Origin of the sequence: Williamsia herbipolensis (genome assembly GCF_036153515.1) — a bacterium.
In the GTDB taxonomy this organism is placed as follows: Bacteria; Actinomycetota; Actinomycetes; order Mycobacteriales; family Mycobacteriaceae; genus Williamsia_A; species Williamsia_A herbipolensis.
Window position 1 is genome coordinate 2,808,267 of the sequence record NZ_CP108021.1, and the last position, 18,711, is coordinate 2,826,977.

The window sequence follows — 18,711 nt, forward strand, 5'->3', positions numbered from 1 at the left end:
AAAGGTAGAACACGTTCTAGTTTCGACGAAGGGTGATCGATGAGCAGCGAGCAGATCGCGAATGCGGTGAAGGCGTACGTGGAGCTGGTCGGATCGGGGACCGCCGAACAGGTCGTCGACCTCTACGCGGACTCGGCGACGGTGGAGGATCCGATCGGCAGCGACATCAAGTCGACCCGGGAGGCGCTGCTCGAGTTCTACGGCGTCATCGCACAGCTCGAACGCTCCACCGAATTGAAGTGGATGCGTATCGCCGGCGACACCGCGGTGTTCGAGTTCTCCCTGGTGACCGCCGCGGGCGACGCGAAGTTCGAGGTCACCCCGGTCGACATCATGCGGTTCGACGACGAGGGTCGCGTCGTCAGCATGCGGGCGGTGTGGGACCCCGCATCCGACCTCAAGCAGATCTGACCCGTCGCCCGATCCGGACCGGGCGTCAGCGGCGGCCGGTGGGGCGCAGCACGATCTCGGTGGGATGCGCGTCGCGCGGTGTGGCGATCGCCTGCGCCACCGCCGCGGCGACGGTCTGCGGCGCGAGGAACCGGGTGGCGTCGTACTCGCCGCCCTCGATGTCGACGAGTTCGCGCTGCATGTCGGTGTCGATGCGACCGGGGAACACCGAGGTGACCCGGAGGTCGGGTTCCTCCTCGCGCAGCGACTCCGAGAAGGCGCGCAGAGCGAACTTGCTCGCGGCGTAGGCGCTCCAGCCCGGACGGGCGGTGCGGCCCGCGCCGGAGTTCACGAACACGATGTGCCCGTCCACCTCGCGCAGCGCGGGCAGCAGCAGTCGTGTCAGCTCCGCGGCCGCGATGAAGTTGACCTCCATGATGCGGCGGTACTCCTCGGCCGGCGTCTCCTCGACCGGGGAGATGCCGCCCACCCCGGCGTTGTGGACGAGGACATCGAGCGAGGTGATCGCCTCGGTGGCGGCCTCGACCTCGTCGTGGTCGGTCAGCTCCACCGACCACGTCGACGACCCCTCGAGCTCCATGGCGAGATCGTCGAGTTCGGCCGAGGGGCGACCGCCGAGCAGGAGGTCATGGGTGGGGGCGAGGGCGCGTGCGATGGCGGCACCGAGGCCGCGGCTCGCACCGGTGATGAGGGCGGTGGGCATGCGCCCACGATAGGCACGGCTGCGGGGCGTGCGGTCAGGCGTCGGCGGTCTGCGTGCGCGCCAACCCCACGACGGCGGTCACCGCCTCGACGGCGACCTCGACGATCTCGGCGACGGGGCGGTTGTCCTCGACGACGAGCGCCGTCATCTCCTCGACCCCGCCGACCAGGAATCGGGCCGTGTCGACCGACAGCGGGTGGAATCCGGCGGTGCGCATCTCGTCGGTGGCGCTGAGTCCGACGAGCAGGTTGATGAACTCGTCGCGGGGGCGGCTCGCGAGGGTGACCGCGGGATCGCCGAGCGACGGCAGTTCGCGTACCCAACTGCGGATCACCGCGGGGTGTGCGGCCACCGCGGTGAAGTAGGCGGTGACGGCCTGGCGGATCTGCTCCTCCCAGCCCGATCGCGGATCGACGGCGGCGGCGACCTCGGCCAGCATCACCGAGTGCACCGAGCGCAACAGCGCGAAGTAGCAGTCGTCGCGATCGCGGAACTCCTCATAGAAGGTGCGACGCGAGGTGTGTGCCCGTTTCACGACGTCGCCGATCGTGACGTCGCGATACGGCGACGCCGCCAACGCCTCGGCCATGCCGTCCATCAGTCGACGCCGGTAGCCGGTTCGTCGGGTGTCGGTGGGGTCGGCGTCAGGCGTGACGGTCACGGATGTCCTCTCTCAGGTGCCGGTGGGCGGCCGTCGGCAACGGTCGCTGATCGCGCCCACGCTACCGAGACCTCGGCCTCGACAACGGTGACGCGGACGGTCATGACCTGGACAGATTGACCAGGAACTCGATGCTGCCCGTTTTGTCCACAGTCACGAAGCTGCCGATCGACGGCGCCTCGACCCCGTAGTCGGACCACGTGACCGGGATCGAGCCCTGCACGATCACCGACGATCCCGAACGGGCGACGGCGAGGTCGGTGGTGACCGGACGCTCGACGCCCTTGATGGTCATGGTGCCCGTCGCCGACACCGTCGCGCGGGCGCCCGAGGCCGGGACGCCGGAGATGTCGACGGGCCGGGTGATGGTGAACGTCGCGGTGGGGTGTGCGGCGGTGTCCATGATGTTGGTGCCCCGGAATCGGTTGTCGCGGGACGAATCCGGGCTGCGGATGGAGGCGACGTCGACGGTGATGGTGCCCGATTGGAGGGTGCTCCCGGTGACGGTGATGCCGCCGGACACCTCTGTCGTGCGCCCGTTGACGGTGATGTTCTCCCCGCGGAGCACCTCGTCGACGCGGTATCCGGCCTGGGTGCGCGCGTCGTCGGTGCTCGGGCCCGCAACCACGCTCCAGTTGCCGGCGACGTCCACGGTGGCGCCCTGGGTCTGCGACGGCAACGCGAGCTCGGCGTCGGCGTCGGTGACGATCCAGTTCTTGTAGACCCACGGTCCGGCCGCGAACGCGACGATCGCGATCACCACCACGATCCCGGCGGCCCACAGCAGCTTCTTCTTCATCGTGCTCACATCCGTCGTTTCGGGTGTGGCAAACCTTACCTAAGCAACCTGTGAGCGGTGTGTGACGAGCGAGCGGGCGATGAGTCCGGGCAGAATGTGCGAGGTGGCGAACCTCGGCTTCACCCCGACCCAGCTGTCGGCGCGCGCGGCATACCTGTTGCGTGGCAACGACCTGGGCACGATGACCAGCGCCGCACCGAGGCTCTATCCCCACATGTGGAGTTGGGACGCCGCATTCGTCGCCGTCGGGCTGGCACCGCTCAGCGTCGAACGCGCCGTCGTCGAACTCGACACCCTGCTCTCGGCGCAGTGGTCGAACGGGATGATCCCGCACATCGTCTTCGCAGGGGGCCGCGACGGCTACTTCCCGGGACCGGCGCGCTGGGAGGTCGCCCGCCTCGCGAAGCACGCACCGACGACGGCGGACACCTCCGGCATCACCCAGCCCCCGGTCCACGCGATCGCGGTGCAACGCATCCTCGATCAGTCGCGCCGGCGTGGACGGACCACCCGACAGGCCGCCAACGAGTTCATCGACCGCCGATGGGGGAACCTGATGCGGTGGCACCGGTGGCTCGCCCACGCGCGTGATCCGCAGGGACGTGGACGGATAACGCTGTTCCACGGGTGGGAATCGGGCATGGACAACTCGCCTCGGTGGGATGCCGCCTACGGCAACGTCGTTCCCGGCGCCGACCTACCGCCGTACACCCGCGCCGATCTCCTCCATGTCGCCGACCTGACGATGCGTCCGACCGACCTGGAGTACGACCGCTACCTCTGGCTCGTCGAACAGATGAAGCGGGTGAACTACGACGACGCCCTGCTGCCGTCGGTGATGAGTTTCGCCGTCGAGGACGTCTTCGTCAGCGCCATCTTCGCCGTCGCGTGCGACGTGTTGGCCACGATCGGTGAGGACTACTCGAAACCCCGCTCGGACGTCCGCGACCTGCGGGCGTGGGCCGACCGGTTCCGCGCCGGCGTCGTCGCGGCGACCAGCGAGCGCACCGGTGCCGCGCGCGATTTCGATCTGCGCGCGGGTCGATGGATCAACACCGAGACGATCGCGTCGTTCGCGCCGTTGCTGTGCGGCGGATTGCCACGGGAACGGGAGCGGGCGCTGATGCGGATGTTCGAGGGGCCGCGCTTCTGCGGCCATCCGGACCTCAAATATGCGGTGCCGCCCTCGAACTCGCCGATCGCCGCGGACTTCAAGCCGCGCGAGTACTGGCGCGGGCCGGTGTGGCCGGTGATGACGTGGCTGTTCTCGTGGGCGTTCGCCCGACGGGGGTGGCCCGAGAAGTCGGCGCGTCTGCGCGAGGAGGGCCTGCGGCAGGCGCAGGACGGGTCGTTCGCGGAGTACTACGAACCGTTCACCGGCGAACCGCTGGGCAGCATGCAGCAGAGCTGGACCGCGGCCGCGGTGCTCGACTGGCTCGACTGAGATCCCGACGCGGTCGAGTCGATGGTGGCGCGGCGGGCCGATGAAGGGTAAAGGAACTTTTACCCGAGGTCGCTCGTAGAACAATCGTGACGATCCTGGGAATCCTCGCCGGCATCGTGGTGGTGCTCATCATCACCGCGTTCACCGGGTATTTCGTCGCGCAGGAGTTCGCCTACATGGCGGTCGACCGGTCGCGACTGAAGGCGGCCGCGGCCGCCGGTGATCGTGCCGCACAGCGCGCACTCGGCGTGACCCGCCGCACCTCGTTCATGCTGTCCGGCGCTCAGCTCGGCATCACCGTGACCGGACTGCTCGTCGGGTACGTCGCCGAGCCCCTGATCGGCGAGGGGGTCGGTGAGCTGCTCGGCGGTATCGGGTTCGGCGCGGCCATCGGTGTCGCGATCGGCACCGTGGTCGCGGTCGTCCTGTCGACTCTGGTGCAGATGCTGTTCGGTGAGCTGTTCCCGAAGAACCTGGCCATCGCCCGTCCCGAGCCCGTCGCGAAGTGGCTCGCCCGGTCGACCACGCTGTACCTGTCGATGTTCGGCTGGCTCATCTGGCTGTTCGACCAGTCGTCGAACGTGTTGCTGAGGGTCCTCGGCATCAAGCCGGTCCACGACGTCGAGCACTCGGCGACCCCCCGCGACCTCGCCCACATCGTCGCCGAGTCGCGCGCCACCGGAGAACTCGCACCGGACCTCTCGGCGCTGCTCGACCGCATCCTCGACTTCCCCGGACGCACCGCGGTCCACGCGATGGTCCCGCGGTCGCGGGTCGGCACCGTCTCCGCCGACGAGGATGTCGCGACCGTGCTGCGGCGGATGGGCACCGGTCACACGCGGTACCCGGTGATCGGCGATCGCCCCGACGACCTGCGCGGTGTCATCACCCTGCACGACCTGCTGGTCGACGAACCCCACGGCGTCGCCGGTGATCATCTCCGACCCGCGGTCATGGTGCCGACGACGCTGCCGCTGCCCGCGGTGCTCACGACGCTCGACGGCGCCGACGCGGAGATGGCGATGGTGATCGACGAGTACGGCGGCTTCGCCGGCATCGTCACCGTGGAGGACATCGCCGAGGAACTCGTCGGTGACATCGCCGACGAGCACGATGCCGACCACCCCGTGCAGATCACCGGCTCGCCGTCTGACGGATGGTCGCTACCCGGCGGGATGCCCATCGACGAGGTGGAGCGCATCATCGGATACCGCCTGCCCGCAGGCGATTACGAGACCCTGGCCGGCGCCGCGATCCACGCCGCGGGGGGCTTCCCGGAGTGCGGCAGCACCGTGGAGATCGAACTACCCGGCGACGCGGCCGATCTCGTCCACGACGACGTTCCCCCGGTGCGCGAGCTGGCCGTCACCGTGGTCGCCGTCGAACGCATGGTCCCGGCCCGGGTCCACGCCCGGCTCGTCGTGCGCGACGACACCGACGACGCCGACCAGACCGGCAGCATGGAGACGACACGATGAGCAATCCCTGGGTACTCGTTGCGGTGACCGTCGGTCTGATCGCCGCCAGCGCGTTCTTCGTGGCGATCGAGTTCGCGTTGATCGCGGCTCGGCGCCACCGTCTGGAGGACGCGGCGGTCGACTCCCGCGCCGCCCGGGCCGCCCTGCGCAGCGCATCGGACCTGTCGGTGCTGCTCGCCGGTTCGCAGCTCGGCATCACCGTGTGCACCCTGGCGCTGGGCGCCGTCACCAAACCCGCTGTCCACTACTGGCTCACGCCGCAGTTCGAGAGTCTCGGTGCCCCACTGTGGATCGCCGACGTCATCGGGTTCGTGCTCGCGCTGATCATCGTGACCTTCCTGCACCTGGTGGTCGGTGAGATGGCACCGAAGTCCTGGGCCATCGCCCACCCGGAGCGGTCGGCGACGCTGCTCGCGATCCCGATGCGCGGCTTCATGTGGTTCACCCGCCCGCTGCTCGTCGCCCTGAACTCCGCGGCCAACTGGTGCCTGCGACGTGTCGGTGTCGAGCCGGTCGACCAGACCGACGGCACCCAGGACACCGACGGGCTCCGGCACCTGGTGGAGCACTCCGGCACCGTGGGCACACTCGACGAGCGCTACCACGGACGTCTCATCAGTGCCCTGGAGATCGAACGCCTCACCGTCGGCGACATCGTGGGCGAATCGGTGCCCGCCACCGTCGACGTCGGGTCGCCGATCTCCGAGATCCGTTCGGCGGCACACACCACCGGGCATCTGCGGCTGCTGGTGTGGGCGGCGGGCAAGATCGTCGGCGTGGTGCACGTGCGCGACGGGCTCACCGCACCCGAGGGCTCCACGGCCGGTGACATCATGCGCTCGCCGCTCTGGGTCGACGCCGCCGAACCGGTGCACCAGGTGCTGCGCACCATGCGCGAATCCCGCACGCACCTCGCGATCGTGCGGTCACCCGAGGGCGACGCGGTGCGTGGGATCGTCACCCTCACCGACGTCGTCGACCGCCTCCTGCCCGCGACGCCGGCCGCCTGAGTAGTTTCCCCGATTCGACGGCCGACGCTGCGGGGCAGTCTCGACCGCATGGAGATCTGGATCGAGACGCGGACGGTGTGGCGAGCCCTGGCCTTCGTCGGCGTGGTCGCGGGGTGGACGCTGTTGGCCTACCCCTGTGTGGTCATCGGGGTACTCCTCGCAGCGGACTCCAGTTGCGACGGCGGTGAACCACGTGCGTCCGCATCGGGAGTGTGGTGGGTGATCGCGACCGTCGCCGTGTGGGCGAGCCCGTTTCTCGTGTTCGCGGGATACCGACGGACTCGGCTGACGATCGCCGCCGCTCTGCTCGCGGTCATCGTGGCAGTCGTGGTCGTCGCCGCGGTTGCCTATAACCCCGGCGAGTTCTGCTTCTGAGCGGAAGAGTCGTCAGCGCAGCAGTGCGCGCGCCATCACCACTCGCTGGATCTGGTTGGTGCCCTCGTAGATCTGGGTGATCTTGGCGTCACGCATCATCCGCTCCACCGGGAAGTCGCGGGTGTAGCCGGCGCCGCCGAAGAGCTGCACGGCATTGGTGGTGACCTCCATGGCGACATCGGAGGCGAAACACTTCGACGCCGACGCCTGGAAGGCCAACGCCGACTCGCCGCGTTCGGCGCGGGCGGCGGCGGAGTAGACCAGCAGACGCGCGGCCTCGATCTTCATCGCCATGTCGGCGATCATGAACTCGACGCCCTGGAACTGGGCGATGGCCTTACCGAACTGCTTGCGGTCCTTGACGTAGGCGATGGTGGCGTCGAGTGCGCCCTGCGCGATGCCGACGGCCTGCGCACCGATCGTCGGGCGGGTGTGATCCAGCGTGGTGAGTGCGGTCTTGAACCCGGTGCCGGGTTCACCGATGATCCGGTCGCCCGGGATACGACACTTCTCGAAATAGATCTCGGCGGTCGGCGAGCCGTGCAGGCCCATCTTGCGTTCCTTCGGCCCGACCACGAACCCTTCGTCATCGGCGCGCACCATGAACGACGAGATCCCGTTGGCGCCCTTGTCGGGGTCGGTCACCGCCATCACGGTGTACCAGGAGGCCTTGCCGCCGTTGGTGATCCAGCACTTGGCGCCGTCGAGTACCCAGCCGTCACCGTCGGCGCGCGCACGGGTCCGCATGGCCGCGGCGTCGCTGCCCGCCTCCCGCTCCGACAAGGCGTAGGCGGCGATGGCGTCGCCCGACGCGACCGACGGCAGCACCTGGTTCTTCAGGTCGTCGGAGCCGCGGAGGATGAGACCGGTGGTACCCAGCTTGTTGGCGATCGGGATCATCGACGACGCCGCGCAGACGCGAGCGACCTCCTCGATCGCGATGCACACCGCGACCCCGTCGGCGCCTTGGCCGCCGAACTCGTCGGGGACGTGCAGAGCGGCGAAGCCCGCCGCGCTCAGTGCCGCCAGCGCCTCGTCGGGGTAGCGGGAGTCCTCGTCGACCTCGGCGGCATGGGGCGCGATCTGCTTCTCGGACAGATCCCGGATGGCCTCGCGGAGCGCGACGTGCTCCTCGGGGAGTGCGAACAGGTCGAAGTCGGTGGTGGTCATGGCGGGCTGCCCCCTCGGGTTCGCGGACTCCGATGCACGAGCAATCGGTTAATCGATGCTAACCGGAATCGGGGGCCGTCTGAGTCCTACGGTCGCCGCGGGCGCAGTTGTATCGTCAGGCCCATCTGATCCACGAGCATGCGAGGGGGAACCGTGTATCTGCCGACTGTCCGAACCGCCACCGCGACCTGGTTGGCGGGCACCGCCGCCGCGCTCGTCGTGCAGGGCGTGTTCCCGGAGAAGTTCGCCGAGACCACCGCGTGGGGCGTCAACGCCGGGTGGCAGCGCGAGATCGCGATATGGAACCTCGGCACGCTCGTCGCCGGTGGCGCCATCGTCGCCGGCGACAGCGATCCGATCCGCGCCCAGCTCCGTGGTCTCACCGTGCTGTCCGCGCTGTTCGGAACGAATCACGCTGTCGCCGCGCTCCGTTCGGGCAGACCCGGCAACATCGCGTGGGCGGTCATCAACGGTGCCGGGGTCGTGTCCTCGCTCGCCGCACTCTCGCGACGCGAGACCCCGGCGCGCTGACGGCCCGCCCGCGGGTCACACGCCGATCTTGCCGCCGGTCTTCCACACCGCGACCACCGACGGTCGCGGTTGGGCCGAGCCGCCGTCGGGCCAGTTCGATGCGGGCGCGTCGGCACTGGCGTCATCGGTCTCACCCGGATGCTGGACGCACACGATGATGCGGTCCTCGGTGATGATCGGCCCGCACGTCTCGGCACCCTTGGGCACGGTGAGGAACTGCTTGGTCTCACCGCGATTCGCACCCTCGAGCGCGACGGCGAACAGCCCGTCGTTGCTCTTCAACGCGTTGCCGTCGGTCGAGATCCACAGGTTGCCGTGCGGATCGAAGGCGACGTTGTCGGGGCACGAGATGGGGCTGACCTTCGTCTTGTCGAACCCGCCGTAGTAGGTGTCGGCCGCGGCGGGATCGCCGCAGACCAGCAGCAACTCCCAGGTGAACGCGGTACCGGCGTGATCGTCGGTGAACTCGATGATCTGGCCGTTCTTGTTCTCGTTGCGCGGGTTCGCCTCGTCGGCCGCCGCCTTGCCCTCGGTACCGCGCTTGGTGTTGTTGGTCAACGCGCAGTACACCTTTCCGGTCTTGGGGTGGGGTTCGATGTCCTCGGGACGATCCATCTTGGTGGCACCGGCCTTGTCGGCGGCGACGCGGGTGAACACCGCGACCTCGGCGGCGGTCATATCGTCGATCCGCGACTCCGACGTCCCGTCCTCGTTCACCGTCATCAGCGGGAGCCACGTGCCCGAACCGGCGAACTTGCCGTCGGCGGGCAACTTCCCCGAGCCGTCGATGCTCTGCGGGGAGTCCCCGGTCAGCTTCGCGACATAGAGGGTGCCGACCTCGAGGATGCGCATGTTGTCCCGTATCGCCGAATTGCCGCTGCCCGAACGGATCTTGCGGCTCGAGACGAACTTGTAGATGTACTCGAAGCGCTCGTCGTCACCGGTGTAGGCGACGACGGTGCCGTCGGAGGTGACGAAGATGTTCGCCGATTCGTGCTTGAGCCGTCCCATCGAGGAGTGCTTGATCGGCGTCGACGACGGATCGTGCGGGTTGACCTCCACGATGTAGCCGAACCGGTTGGCCTCGTTGGGATTCTTCGACAGGTCGAAGCGCTGTTCGTAGCGCCCCCACTGGTGGTAGTCCGACTCGTCGGCGAAGCTGTACCGGTCGAGTCGATCCCTGGTGGCCTTGTCGGTGATGCCGTCGGCGCCGGCGAAGTAGTTGTTGTAGTTCTCCTCGCCGGAGAGCATCGTGCCCCAGGGCGTGAGACCGCCCGAACAGTTCGCGATGGTGCCCAGGATCGTGGTCCCGGCCGGATCGGCGGAGGTCTTCACGAACTCGCTGCCCGCGGCGGGGCCGGTGAGGGTGAACGGCGTGCTCGCGGTGATGCGCCGATTGCGTTTGCCCACCACCGGGGTCAGCTTCCCGCTACCCGATTCGGCGGCCACCTCGACCACGGTGATCCCGTGCGCCGCCATCGACACACGCGCCTGGTTCTCGGTCGGGTTCTTCGCCGTGTAGCCGGCGAACATGAACTCTTCGGTCGTGTACTCCTGGTTGCACACCAGATAGAACCGGTTGGGCTCACCGTCTATCGCGATGAGACCGGCGAAGTCGTTGTTGAAGCCGAACTGCTTCTCCTGCGCCTCCGGAGTCTGTGCGGTGAAGTCGAATTCGGGAGCCCCGGGGATCACCGGGTCGCCCCACCGGATCACCACCGACTGCTCATAGCCGGCCGGGACCACGACGGCGTCGGTGGTGTTGGGGGCCACCGCGGCGAAGTTCATACCGTCACCGGTCCCAGTCCCGGTGACCGGCGGCGTCGAGGGTGCCGGTGTCGCCGAACCGCCGTCGTCACCGCAGGCGGCGAGCGCCGACGCGGCACCGAGACCGATCGCGGCGGTCGCCGTGCCCTTCAGCACCGACCGTCGCGACACCATCGACCGGACGACGTCGCCGAAGTACTCGTTGTCGCTGCTGTTGCCGGGCTCATGGAAGCACGCGTCACCGCACTTGTACTGGCAGGTCACATGCGCGCGACTCGACGAACCGGGTGCAGAGGAGGCAGGGGTGAACAGGGGCAGCGCGATGCGGACCACGGAAACTCTCCCAGGGCTGTGGGGGATGGGTGGGACGGCAGAACGCTACGCAGCCCAGGTAAAGAGATCCCGTTACGAAGGTAAATGGATGGCAAAGTGCCTGGCGACAGCCTCAGCGGCAGTCGCCGGGGGCCTCCTGGCAGTGCGGGGTGACGCCCGGAAAGTACTGACGGTGGGTGGCCACCCAGCGGTAGGCCGCCTCCTGCACCTGGTGCACGCCGGGGATCCGGTAGACGCGCAGAGGTATCGACGTCCCGATGGCCGCCGCGACCGCGGCGTTGGCGGCCTCGGCCGCGGAGTACACGGTGCCGTCGTCGCCCAGCCACCAGACCGATTCCATCAGCGAGTCCTCGGTGGCGCCGACACGATCGGCGGTACCCGGCGACTGCAGGGGTTCGGTGCGCACCCTCCCGGTCCGATTGAGTCGCTGCAACAGGTCTCGGGCGCGCGTGCACATGCCGCAGTCGCCGTCGAAGTAGAGGACTCCCGGTGTCGGGCTCACGTCAACGAGTCGCGCCAGCGGCAGAGTTCGGCGACCGGTGCGAGTTCGTAGTCGGGGCCGCCGACGCCGACGGTGAAGAACGTGACGCCCTCGGCGTGCAGTTGCTCAGCCCGCTCGACGACACCCTTCAGGCCCTCGGCGAGCGCGGCCTTCGGGTCGAACTCGACGCCGGCGGAATGCTCGATCTCGGACGGGTCGCGGCCGATGTCGGCGCAGTGCGCCTCGAGCACGCCCGACTTGTGGCGGTAGGACTCCGGGTCGACGAAGTAGTGCCACGTGTGTGCGTAGCGCGCGACGTGCTTGAGGGTCTTCTTCTCGCCACCGCCGCCGATGAGGATCGGGATCTCGCGGGTGGGCGCCGGGTTCAGCTTCGACCACCGGTCGACGATGCGGGGCAGGGCGTCACCGAGAGCGTTCAATCGCGAACCGGCCGTGCCGAACTCGTAGCCGTACTCGGTGTAGTCACGCTCGAACCAGCCCGAACCGATGCCCAGGATGAGCCGGCCGCCGGAGATGTGGTCGACCGTGCGGGCCATGTCGGCGAGCAGCTCGGGATTGCGGTAGCTGTTGCACGTCACCAGGGCGCCGATCTCGATGTTCGAGGTCTGCTCGGCCCACGCCGCGAGCATCGTCCAGCACTCGAGATGCGAACCCTCGGGGTCGCCGTAGAGCGGGAAGAAGTGATCCCAGTTGAAGGCGACGTCGACCCCGATGTCCTCGGCGCGGCGTACCGCGTCGCGGATCTGCGAGTAGTCGCTGAAGTGTTGTGGCTGGAGCTGGACACCGATGCGCACCTTGTTTGCCATGCTTCAGTCATACCGGCTCCGCCATCAGCGCGCCGCTGATCGCGCGACCCGGGCCCGGGTGTCGGTGCCGGGTGCGAACATGTGTTCGTGAGGGAGCGTGTCTCGACCGACGGTGCGGCGTCGATCCTGCACGCCGACCTCGACTCGTTCTACGCCTCGGTCGAGCAGCGCGACGACCCACGACTGCGTGGTCGCCCGGTGGTCGTCGGCGGCGGGGTGGTGCTCGCCGCGAGTTACGAGGCGAAGGCCTTCGGCATCCGTACCCCGATGGGTGGCAGTGCCGCGTTGCGACTGTGTCCGCACGCGGTGGTCGTCCCGCCACGGTTCGATGCCTACACCGAGGCCAGCCGCGCGGTGTTCGACGTCTTCCACGACACGACTCCGTTGGTCGAGGGCATCTCGATCGACGAGGCGTTCCTCGATGTCGGCGGTCTCCGTCGGATCAGCGGGACCCCCGTGGAGATCGGCCGAAGGCTCCGTCACCGCGTGGCCGCCGAGGTCGGGTTGCCGATCACCGTCGGCATCGCCCGTACCAAGTTCCTCGCCAAGGTGGCCAGCGCGGTCGCGAAACCCGACGGACTGCTCGAGGTCGCCCCGCACGCCGAACTGGAGTTCCTGCACCCGCTGCCCGTCGAACGGCTGTGGGGCGTGGGCACGGTGACCGCGGCGAAGCTGCACGACAGCGGCGTCCACACCGTCGGCGACATCGCCGACATGGGTCACGAGATGCTGGGCTCGGTGGTCGGCCGATCGGCGGGCGCGCACCTCTACGCGCTGTCGCTGGCGCGCGACCCGCGGCCGGTCCACGTCGGCAAGCGCCGCCACTCGATCGGATCCCAACGGGCCATCGGGCGAGGGCCCCATGCGATGAGTGACCTCGAGGCGACGGTCGTCGCCATCGTCGACCGGTTGGGCCGCCGCCTCCGCCACGCGAACCGGGTGTGCCGAACCCTGGTGCTGCGGTTGCGATTCGACGACTTCACCCGCGCGACGCGCTCACACACGCTCGATGAGGCGACGGCCTCGACACAGATCATCATGGTCGGCGCCCGACGGCTGCTCGCGGACGCGTCCGATCTCCTCACCGAACGCGGGTGCACCCTGATCGGCATCTCCCTGGCCAACCTCGACGATGCCGACTCGGTGCAGTTGGCCTTGCCGTTCGGCGAGCAGGAGAAGCACCGGGAAACCACCAGCGGCGCCCAGGTCACCCTCGACACGTCGGCGCTCGACGCCGCCGTCGACGGCCTCCGCGAGCGTTTCGGTGCCGGCGCACTCACCCGTGGTGTGTTGCTCGGGCGGGCCGATCACGGTGAGGTGCCGAAACTGCCGGACTGACCGGTGATTGTGGGGCTCTCCAACTCGTACCCGGCAGTAACAAGAACGCGTTGCAGTGCCCTATGGTGAGTGCGTGAAGTCACAACTACGCGCGATCGCCGTTGCGATCACCCTCGTCGCCGGTGTCGGGACCGTCGCCACGGGAACCGCGTCCGCCGCTCCCGGAGACACGTTCTACACGCCGCCGTCGAACTATTCGTCGGAGCCCGGCTCGGTCATCAAGTCGCGAGGGACGCCGCTGTTCCTCCAGATCCCGGGCGTGCCCCGCGCGTTCCCCGGCAACGGCAGCACCATCATGTACACCTCGAAGCTGCAGGATGGCTCACCGACCGCGGTCACCGGGACGGTCATCGAGCCCTTCGCGCCGTGGCGCGGCAAGGGGCCGCGGCCGACCGTGGTCATGGCACCCGGCACCATCGGCCAGGGCGATCAGTGCGCCCCGTCGAAGTTGTTCGGCCTGCCGGTCTCCATCGACCTCGCCAAGCCCTCCCTCGGAATCAACTACGAGGGCCTTTTCGCCAATCTGCTTCTGTACCAGGGCTACCGGATCATGATGACCGATTACATCGGTCTCGGGACGCCGGGCGTCCACACCTACGTGAACCGGGTCGAGGAGGGGCACGCCGTCCTCGACGGCGCACGAGCGGTCCTCAACTTCGCGAAGCTGCCGAAGAACTCGCCCATCGGGTTCTGGGGGTACTCGCAGGGTGGTGGAGCCACTGCGTCGGCCGCGGAGATGGCGTCGACCTACGCGCCCGAGCTGAACGTCAAGGGCACCTACGCGGGTGCGCCTCCTGCCGATCTGGAGAGCGTGTTGAAGAAGGTCGACGGGACGTCGATCGTGGGGGTGATCGGCTACACCATCAACGGTCTCGTGGCCCGCTACCCCGAGCTGGGGCCGATCATCGACCGTGAGGCGAGCCCGGCCGGCCGGCAGATCCTGAAGACCCTGTCGACCGACTGCATCGGCGACACCTTCTTCCGCTATGGCTTCCGGAACACCAGCGAATGGACCACCTCGAAGCAGTCGCTGTTCCAGATCTCGCAGAAGTACCCGGTGATCCAGAAGGCGCTCGACGATCAGCTGATCGGGAAGCTCAAGCCGAGCGCGCCGGTGCTCGTCGAGACGGGCGTCAACGACGACATCATCCCGAACGCCCAGGTGATGACGATGGTCAACAGCTGGCGATCGAAGGGGGCGAACGTCGTCGTCTCGACCGACCGCACCCCGCCGATCCTGTCGCGGCTGGCGCTGAACCACGCTCTGCCGTACCTGTTCAGCACCGTGCCTGCCTACAAGTTCCTCTTCGATCGGTTCAACTCGCCGAACTGATCGCGGATACAGGCGACGCCGACGGCGCCGACCCCTCGACCGAGGGGCTCGGCGCCGTCGTGCGTCACACGGTCAGGGGATCAGGGCGACCTTGCCGCCGGGGTGGCCGTCCATGACGAAGGCCAGGGCGTCGACGGCGTCGGCCAGCGGAACGGTGCGCGCGATCGGTACGTCGAGATCGCCGCGACCGGCCATCGCGATGAGTTCGGCGCGAACGGCATCGCGGAACGCTGCACTGGCCGGCATGGCGCCGGCGATGGCGCGCAGGCCCTCCCGCTCGGCACGCGGCATGTTCACCACGGTGACGAACCGGTCGGGGTCGACCAGCGCGGCCGAGACGTCGAACGCCTCGTCGGTGCCCGCGGCGTCGAGCGCGGCATCGACCGGACCGATCTCCCGGACCCGATCGAGCAGGCCGTCGCCATAGGCGACCGCGACACCACCGAACCGGCGGACGCGCTCGGCCCCGGACTCGCCGGCCGTGCCGATGACGGCGATCCCCCGCGCGCGGGCGAGTTGGCACACCGCGACACCCACGGCGCCGGACGCGCCGTGCAGGAGCACCGTCTCACCCTCGGCGGCGCCGACCACATCGAGCATCTCCGCCGCGGTGGTCCCGGCCAACAGGAGGTTGGCCGCCTTCTCGAAGGGCACCGACGCCGGCTTGGCGAACACGTCACGTGCGGGGACGGTGATAGCGGTCGCATAGCCGCCCCGGATGCGGAAGGCGAGCACCTCGTCGCCCAGCGACACCGGCCCCGAACCGATCTCGGTGTCCGGACCGATCGCCGAGATCACGCCCGCGACCTCGTACCCGACCGGCAACGGGAACTGCGCGCCGTCGCGCATCGTGTGTTTCAGATCGGCGGGATTGACGCCCGCGGCCCGGACGTCGATGGTCACCTGACCCGAGTCCGGTTGCGGCACCGCGTGATCGACGAAGCGGAAGTCGTCGAGGCCGCCGCCGCCGTGTGCTTCCCATCGCTTCGCGGTCATGGTGTCAGCCCCTGTCCTGTAATTCGGGTTCTTGTCGCGGTACGTACCGCATCGCGACGGCGCCCGACTCGTACTCCTGACGCCCCACCCATTCCAGATCGAGCGGTGTGCGCAGACCGTCGAACAGGCGCGGCCCGTGTCCCGCGACACGAGGGTGCACCACAAATTCGTATTCGTCGATGAGCCCCAGTTCGGCGAGCGCCATCGGCAGCATCACGCCGCCCAGGTAGATACCGTCGCCGGGCTCGTCCTTGAGTGCGGTCACCGCCTCGGCGAGGTCGCCGCGGATCAGCTCGGCGTTCCAGTCCACGCTCGACAACGTCGACGAGACGACGTACTTCTTCGCGGGATCGATGACCGCGGCGAACGGGTCGGTGTCATCGTCGGGGCCGCGGAACGCCGATTCCATCATCTCGTAGGTGACGCGACCGAACAGCAGCGCGTCGGCCTGCGCCAGCCTCTCGGCGGCGCGCCGGTGGAGTTCGGCGTCGGGGGTGATGCCGCGATGGTCGCAGCATCCGTCGAGCGTGACGTTGATCGAGTAGAGGAGCGGGCGCATTCGCCCAGTCTCGCGCGGATCATGCCTCGACACGCCGCAGAACGCAGGCGAGCCCGCACCCGGAGTACGGGTACGGGCTCGCTGCGAGCAGAGATCAGATCAGGCGTCGGCTCCGATCCCGATTCTGCTCGTCAGGAATCGGCTCCGATGATGAACTCCTCGAGCTGGGTGCGCGCGACGTCGTCGGCGAGCTGCTCCGGGGGGCTCTTCATGAGGTAGGCCGAGGCCGGGAGGATGGGTCCGCCGAGGCCGCGGTCGAGCGCGATCTTGGCCGCCCGCACGGCGTCGATGATGATGCCCGCCGAGTTGGGCGAGTCCCAGACCTCGAGCTTGTACTCGAGGTTCAGGGGCACGTCGCCGAAGGCACGACCCTCGAGGCGCACGTAGGCCCACTTGCGGTCGTCGAGCCACGCGACGTGGTCCGAGGGACCGATGTGGACGTTCTTGTCCTCGATCTTGTTGGCCAACGAACCGTGCAGGTTCGAGGTGACGGCCTGGGTCTTCGAGACCTTCTTCGACTCCAGACGCTCACGCTCGAGCATGTTCTTGAAGTCCATGTTCCCGCCGACGTTGAGCTGGTAGGTGCGGTCGAGCGCGACACCGCGGTCCTCGAACAGCTTCGCCATGACGCGGTGGGTGATGGTGGCACCGACCTGGCTCTTGATGTCGTCGCCGACGATGGGCACGCCCGCGGCGCGGAACTTCTCGGCCCACTCGGGGTCGGAGGCGATGAACACCGGCAGGGCGTTGACGAAGGCGACGCCCGCGTCGATGCAGCACTGCGCGTAGAACTTGTCGGCCTGCTCGGATCCGACGGGCAGGTAGGACACGAGGACGTCGACCTTGTTGTCCTTGAGCGCCTGCACGACGTCGCCGCCCTCGCCGTCGGCCTCGGTGATGGTCTGGCGGTAGTACTTGCCCAGGCCGTCGAGGGTGTGGCCGCGCTGCACGGTCACGCCGGTGGGCTCGACATCGGCGAACTTGATGGTGTTGTTCTCCGAGGCGAAGATCGCCTCGGAGAGGTCGAAGCCGACCTTCTTGGCGTCCACGTCGAACGCGGCGACGAACTCGACGTCGCGGACGTGGTACTTGCCGAAGGTCACGTGCATGAGGCCGGGGACCGTGGCGGTCTCGTCGGCGTCCTTGTAGTACTGCACGCCCTGGACCAGGGATGAGGCGCAGTTACCCACACCCACAATGGCCACGCGGACTGAGTTTGTGTCACCCATGGTCGGGATCTCCTTCTTTCTGTGGTGAAACTGATGTTGTATCCGGTTCGAGCAGCTGGGAATCGGGCTCGGCCGCCGATTCGGCGGCGATGAGCTCGTTGAGCCAGCGGACCTCGCGTTCGCTGGACTCCAGGCTCAGCTGGTGGAGCTGTCGTGTGTAGCGGTCGACGGCCCGGTTGGACCGGCCCACCGCCTCACGCAGTCCTTCACGGCGTTCCTCGACCTGGCGTCGACGACCCTCGAGAATCCGCATGCGAGCCACGGCCGGCGTGCGGCTGAAGAATGCGAGATGCACCCCGAAGCCGTCGTCGGTGTAGTTCTGCGGACCGGTGTCGGCGACCAGTTCGGCGAAACGTTCCCGTCCCGCGGGGGTCATCTTGTAGACCCTGCGCGCACGTCGCTTGAGAGTTCCCTGCGGTCCGGCGTCCTCTTCGATGAGGCCGTCGGTCTGCATCCGGCGGAGTGTCGGATACAGCGAACCGTAGGAGAAGGCGCGAAATGCGCCCAGCAGTCCGGTGAGGCGCTTGCGCAGCTCGTAGCCATGCATGGGTGCCTCGAGGAGCAGACCCAACACCGCCAACTCGAGCATTGCGTGACCCCTTTCCCGACCTGTCGAACGAACGTGTGGCACTGACACTACCCGCAATGTATCGCGCCGATATAATCGGGATAGGAAACCGCGTGTGAACTGGGGTTTACCGCGACCGGGTGTGCGGGTGTCCGGCAAGGGTCGTGCCGGCCTCGTGGCCGGGTGCACCCGAACCCGTGGGCAGCCGCGCGGCTGCACGTACTCTTGAGATCGTGCTTGTGCAGAGACAGACGGTGGATTACGCGCTGCAGCGCAGATCCCTGCTGTCCGAGGTCTACGCCGGACGGACCGCCGTCGGCGCGGTGTGCGACGCGGACCCGTATCTGTTGCGTGCCGCCAAGTTCCACGGCCGCCCCAGCACCGTGCTGTGCCCGGTGTGCCGCAAGGAGCAGCTGACCTTGGTCTCCTGGGTGTTCGGGGACAAGATGGGTACCGTCAACGGCTCGGCCCGGTCGACCGAGGAGATCACGCGCCTGGCCGCGAGCACCGAGGAGTTCTCGGTCCACGTGGTGGAGGTCTGCCGGAGCTGCCGGTGGAACCACCTGGTGCAGTCCTTCGTTGCCGGGCTGCCCGTACGACCGCGCGCCCGCCGGTCGCGGCGGGTGGCCGGTACCGGCGAGTGACGCCGGAAACGGCCACGGTGACCCGAACGATGTGACCGCCGCGGGACGACCGCG

General features: G+C 68.4%; 20 protein-coding genes. 9 read left to right on the top strand and 11 right to left on the bottom strand.

Annotated features, from left to right (window positions below; translation table 11 throughout):
• Positions 1–39 precede the first annotated feature (39 nt).
• Positions 40–411: a nuclear transport factor 2 family protein gene (locus tag OG579_RS12645; RefSeq protein WP_045824856.1), complete on the top strand. Its 372-nt coding sequence runs from the start codon at positions 40–42 to the stop codon at positions 409–411.
• A gap of 25 nt (positions 412–436) precedes the next feature.
• Here the strand turns inward: OG579_RS12645 and OG579_RS12650 are convergent, their stop codons facing one another.
• The 3 genes from OG579_RS12650 to OG579_RS12660 form a co-directional block, all read right to left on the bottom strand.
• Positions 437–1,114, bottom strand: coding sequence for an SDR family oxidoreductase (locus OG579_RS12650; RefSeq protein WP_328856212.1), 678 nt, complete (start codon positions 1,112–1,114; stop codon positions 437–439).
• A gap of 34 nt (positions 1,115–1,148) precedes the next feature.
• Positions 1,149–1,775, bottom strand: a complete 627-nt coding sequence (locus OG579_RS12655) for a TetR/AcrR family transcriptional regulator (RefSeq protein ID WP_052689127.1) — start codon at positions 1,773–1,775, stop codon at positions 1,149–1,151.
• A gap of 100 nt (positions 1,776–1,875) precedes the next feature.
• Positions 1,876–2,574 carry a YceI family protein gene (locus tag OG579_RS12660; protein ID WP_045824875.1) on the bottom strand — a complete coding sequence of 233 codons (699 nt, stop codon included), beginning with the start codon at positions 2,572–2,574 and terminating at the stop codon, positions 1,876–1,878.
• 103 nt (positions 2,575–2,677) lie between these two features.
• Between OG579_RS12660 and ggh the strand changes: the two genes are divergently transcribed.
• The 4 genes from ggh (at position 2,678) to OG579_RS12680 (ending at position 6,881) form a co-directional block, all read left to right on the top strand.
• Positions 2,678–4,018 (top strand): glucosylglycerate hydrolase, encoded by a 1,341-nt coding sequence (gene ggh / locus OG579_RS12665; protein ID WP_328859233.1) that lies wholly within the window; start codon positions 2,678–2,680, stop codon positions 4,016–4,018.
• Positions 4,019–4,101: 83 nt separating this feature from the next.
• Complete coding sequence (locus OG579_RS12670; RefSeq protein ID WP_328859234.1) at positions 4,102–5,496, top strand: hemolysin family protein; 1,395 nt, start codon at positions 4,102–4,104, stop codon at positions 5,494–5,496.
• Entirely contained in the window at positions 5,493–6,506 is a 1,014-nt protein-coding gene (locus tag OG579_RS12675; protein WP_328856213.1) for a hemolysin family protein, read from the top strand. Before OG579_RS12670 ends, OG579_RS12675 begins: the two co-directional genes overlap by 4 nt.
• Positions 6,507–6,554: 48 nt before the next feature.
• Positions 6,555–6,881, top strand: a complete 327-nt coding sequence (locus OG579_RS12680) for a hypothetical protein (RefSeq protein WP_328856214.1) — start codon at positions 6,555–6,557, stop codon at positions 6,879–6,881.
• A 12-nt stretch (positions 6,882–6,893) separates the two neighbouring features.
• Here OG579_RS12680 and OG579_RS12685 read toward each other — a convergent pair whose 3' ends face one another.
• The gene (locus tag OG579_RS12685) at positions 6,894–8,051 is read right to left on the bottom strand and encodes an acyl-CoA dehydrogenase family protein (RefSeq protein ID WP_328856215.1); all 1,158 of its coding nucleotides are present in this window, start codon (positions 8,049–8,051) and stop codon (positions 6,894–6,896) included.
• A gap of 153 nt (positions 8,052–8,204) precedes the next feature.
• On the opposite strand from OG579_RS12685, the gene OG579_RS12690 reads away from it, so the two are divergent.
• A complete protein-coding gene (locus OG579_RS12690) occupies positions 8,205–8,582 on the top strand; it encodes a hypothetical protein (RefSeq protein ID WP_328856216.1) in 378 nt (125 codons plus the stop codon).
• A 15-nt stretch (positions 8,583–8,597) separates the two neighbouring features.
• On the opposite strand, the gene OG579_RS12695 is transcribed toward OG579_RS12690, so the two are convergent.
• The 3 genes from OG579_RS12695 to OG579_RS12705 form a co-directional block, all read right to left on the bottom strand.
• Positions 8,598–10,682, bottom strand: coding sequence for a PhoX family protein (locus tag OG579_RS12695; protein ID WP_328856217.1), 2,085 nt, complete (start codon positions 10,680–10,682; stop codon positions 8,598–8,600).
• A 112-nt stretch (positions 10,683–10,794) separates the two neighbouring features.
• Positions 10,795–11,184 carry a thiol-disulfide oxidoreductase DCC family protein gene (locus tag OG579_RS12700; protein ID WP_328856218.1) on the bottom strand — a complete coding sequence of 130 codons (390 nt, stop codon included), beginning with the start codon at positions 11,182–11,184 and terminating at the stop codon, positions 10,795–10,797.
• Positions 11,181–11,990, bottom strand: a complete 810-nt coding sequence (locus OG579_RS12705) for an LLM class F420-dependent oxidoreductase (RefSeq protein ID WP_328856219.1) — start codon at positions 11,988–11,990, stop codon at positions 11,181–11,183. Before OG579_RS12705 ends, OG579_RS12700 begins: the two co-directional genes overlap by 4 nt.
• An 87-nt stretch (positions 11,991–12,077) precedes the next feature.
• Between OG579_RS12705 and dinB the strand changes: the two genes are divergently transcribed.
• Both dinB and OG579_RS12715 read left to right on the top strand, forming a co-directional pair.
• Complete coding sequence (dinB, locus tag OG579_RS12710) at positions 12,078–13,328, top strand: DNA polymerase IV (protein WP_328856220.1); 1,251 nt, start codon at positions 12,078–12,080, stop codon at positions 13,326–13,328.
• A gap of 73 nt (positions 13,329–13,401) precedes the next feature.
• Positions 13,402–14,661 carry a lipase family protein gene (locus OG579_RS12715; protein WP_328856221.1) on the top strand — a complete coding sequence of 420 codons (1,260 nt, stop codon included), beginning with the start codon at positions 13,402–13,404 and terminating at the stop codon, positions 14,659–14,661.
• 72 nt (positions 14,662–14,733) lie between these two features.
• Here the strand turns inward: OG579_RS12715 and OG579_RS12720 are convergent, their stop codons facing one another.
• The 4 genes from OG579_RS12720 to OG579_RS12735 form a co-directional block, all read right to left on the bottom strand.
• Positions 14,734–15,657 (bottom strand): NADP-dependent oxidoreductase, encoded by a 924-nt coding sequence (locus OG579_RS12720; RefSeq protein WP_328856222.1) that lies wholly within the window; start codon positions 15,655–15,657, stop codon positions 14,734–14,736.
• A gap of 4 nt (positions 15,658–15,661) precedes the next feature.
• On the bottom strand, positions 15,662–16,216 hold the full coding sequence (locus tag OG579_RS12725; protein WP_328856223.1) for a dihydrofolate reductase family protein: 555 nt from the start codon (positions 16,214–16,216) through the stop codon (positions 15,662–15,664).
• 131 nt (positions 16,217–16,347) lie between these two features.
• The gene (locus OG579_RS12730; protein ID WP_045824844.1) at positions 16,348–17,445 is read right to left on the bottom strand and encodes an inositol-3-phosphate synthase; all 1,098 of its coding nucleotides are present in this window, start codon (positions 17,443–17,445) and stop codon (positions 16,348–16,350) included.
• On the bottom strand, positions 17,438–18,034 hold the full coding sequence (locus OG579_RS12735) for a PadR family transcriptional regulator (RefSeq protein WP_045824843.1): 597 nt from the start codon (positions 18,032–18,034) through the stop codon (positions 17,438–17,440). The genes OG579_RS12730 and OG579_RS12735 overlap by 8 nt, the downstream gene beginning before the upstream one ends.
• 218 nt (positions 18,035–18,252) lie before the next feature.
• On the opposite strand from OG579_RS12735, the gene OG579_RS12740 reads away from it, so the two are divergent.
• A complete protein-coding gene (locus OG579_RS12740) occupies positions 18,253–18,657 on the top strand; it encodes a DUF5318 family protein (RefSeq protein WP_045824842.1) in 405 nt (134 codons plus the stop codon).
• Positions 18,658–18,711 lie beyond the last annotated feature (54 nt).

Excerpts from the sequence above, each read along its gene's own strand:
- OG579_RS12660 (WP_045824875.1), bottom strand. The coding sequence starts at position 2,574 with ATGAAGAAGAAGCTGCTGTGGGCCGCCGGGATCGTGGTGGTGATCGCG.
- OG579_RS12720 (WP_328856222.1), bottom strand. The coding sequence starts at position 15,657 with ATGACCGCGAAGCGATGGGAAGCACACGGCGGCGGCGGCCTCGACGAC.
- OG579_RS12680 (WP_328856214.1), top strand. The coding sequence starts at position 6,555 with ATGGAGATCTGGATCGAGACGCGGACGGTGTGGCGAGCCCTGGCCTTC.
- OG579_RS12735 (WP_045824843.1), bottom strand. The coding sequence starts at position 18,034 with ATGCTCGAGTTGGCGGTGTTGGGTCTGCTCCTCGAGGCACCCATGCAT.
- OG579_RS12650 (WP_328856212.1), bottom strand. The coding sequence starts at position 1,114 with ATGCCCACCGCCCTCATCACCGGTGCGAGCCGCGGCCTCGGTGCCGCC.
- OG579_RS12705 (WP_328856219.1), bottom strand. The coding sequence starts at position 11,990 with ATGGCAAACAAGGTGCGCATCGGTGTCCAGCTCCAGCCACAACACTTC.
- OG579_RS12645 (WP_045824856.1), top strand. The coding sequence starts at position 40 with ATGAGCAGCGAGCAGATCGCGAATGCGGTGAAGGCGTACGTGGAGCTG.
- OG579_RS12725 (WP_328856223.1), bottom strand. The coding sequence starts at position 16,216 with ATGCGCCCGCTCCTCTACTCGATCAACGTCACGCTCGACGGATGCTGC.
- OG579_RS12730 (WP_045824844.1), bottom strand. The coding sequence starts at position 17,445 with ATGGGTGACACAAACTCAGTCCGCGTGGCCATTGTGGGTGTGGGTAAC.
- OG579_RS12675 (WP_328856213.1), top strand. The coding sequence starts at position 5,493 with ATGAGCAATCCCTGGGTACTCGTTGCGGTGACCGTCGGTCTGATCGCC.
- OG579_RS12685 (WP_328856215.1), bottom strand. The coding sequence starts at position 8,051 with ATGACCACCACCGACTTCGACCTGTTCGCACTCCCCGAGGAGCACGTC.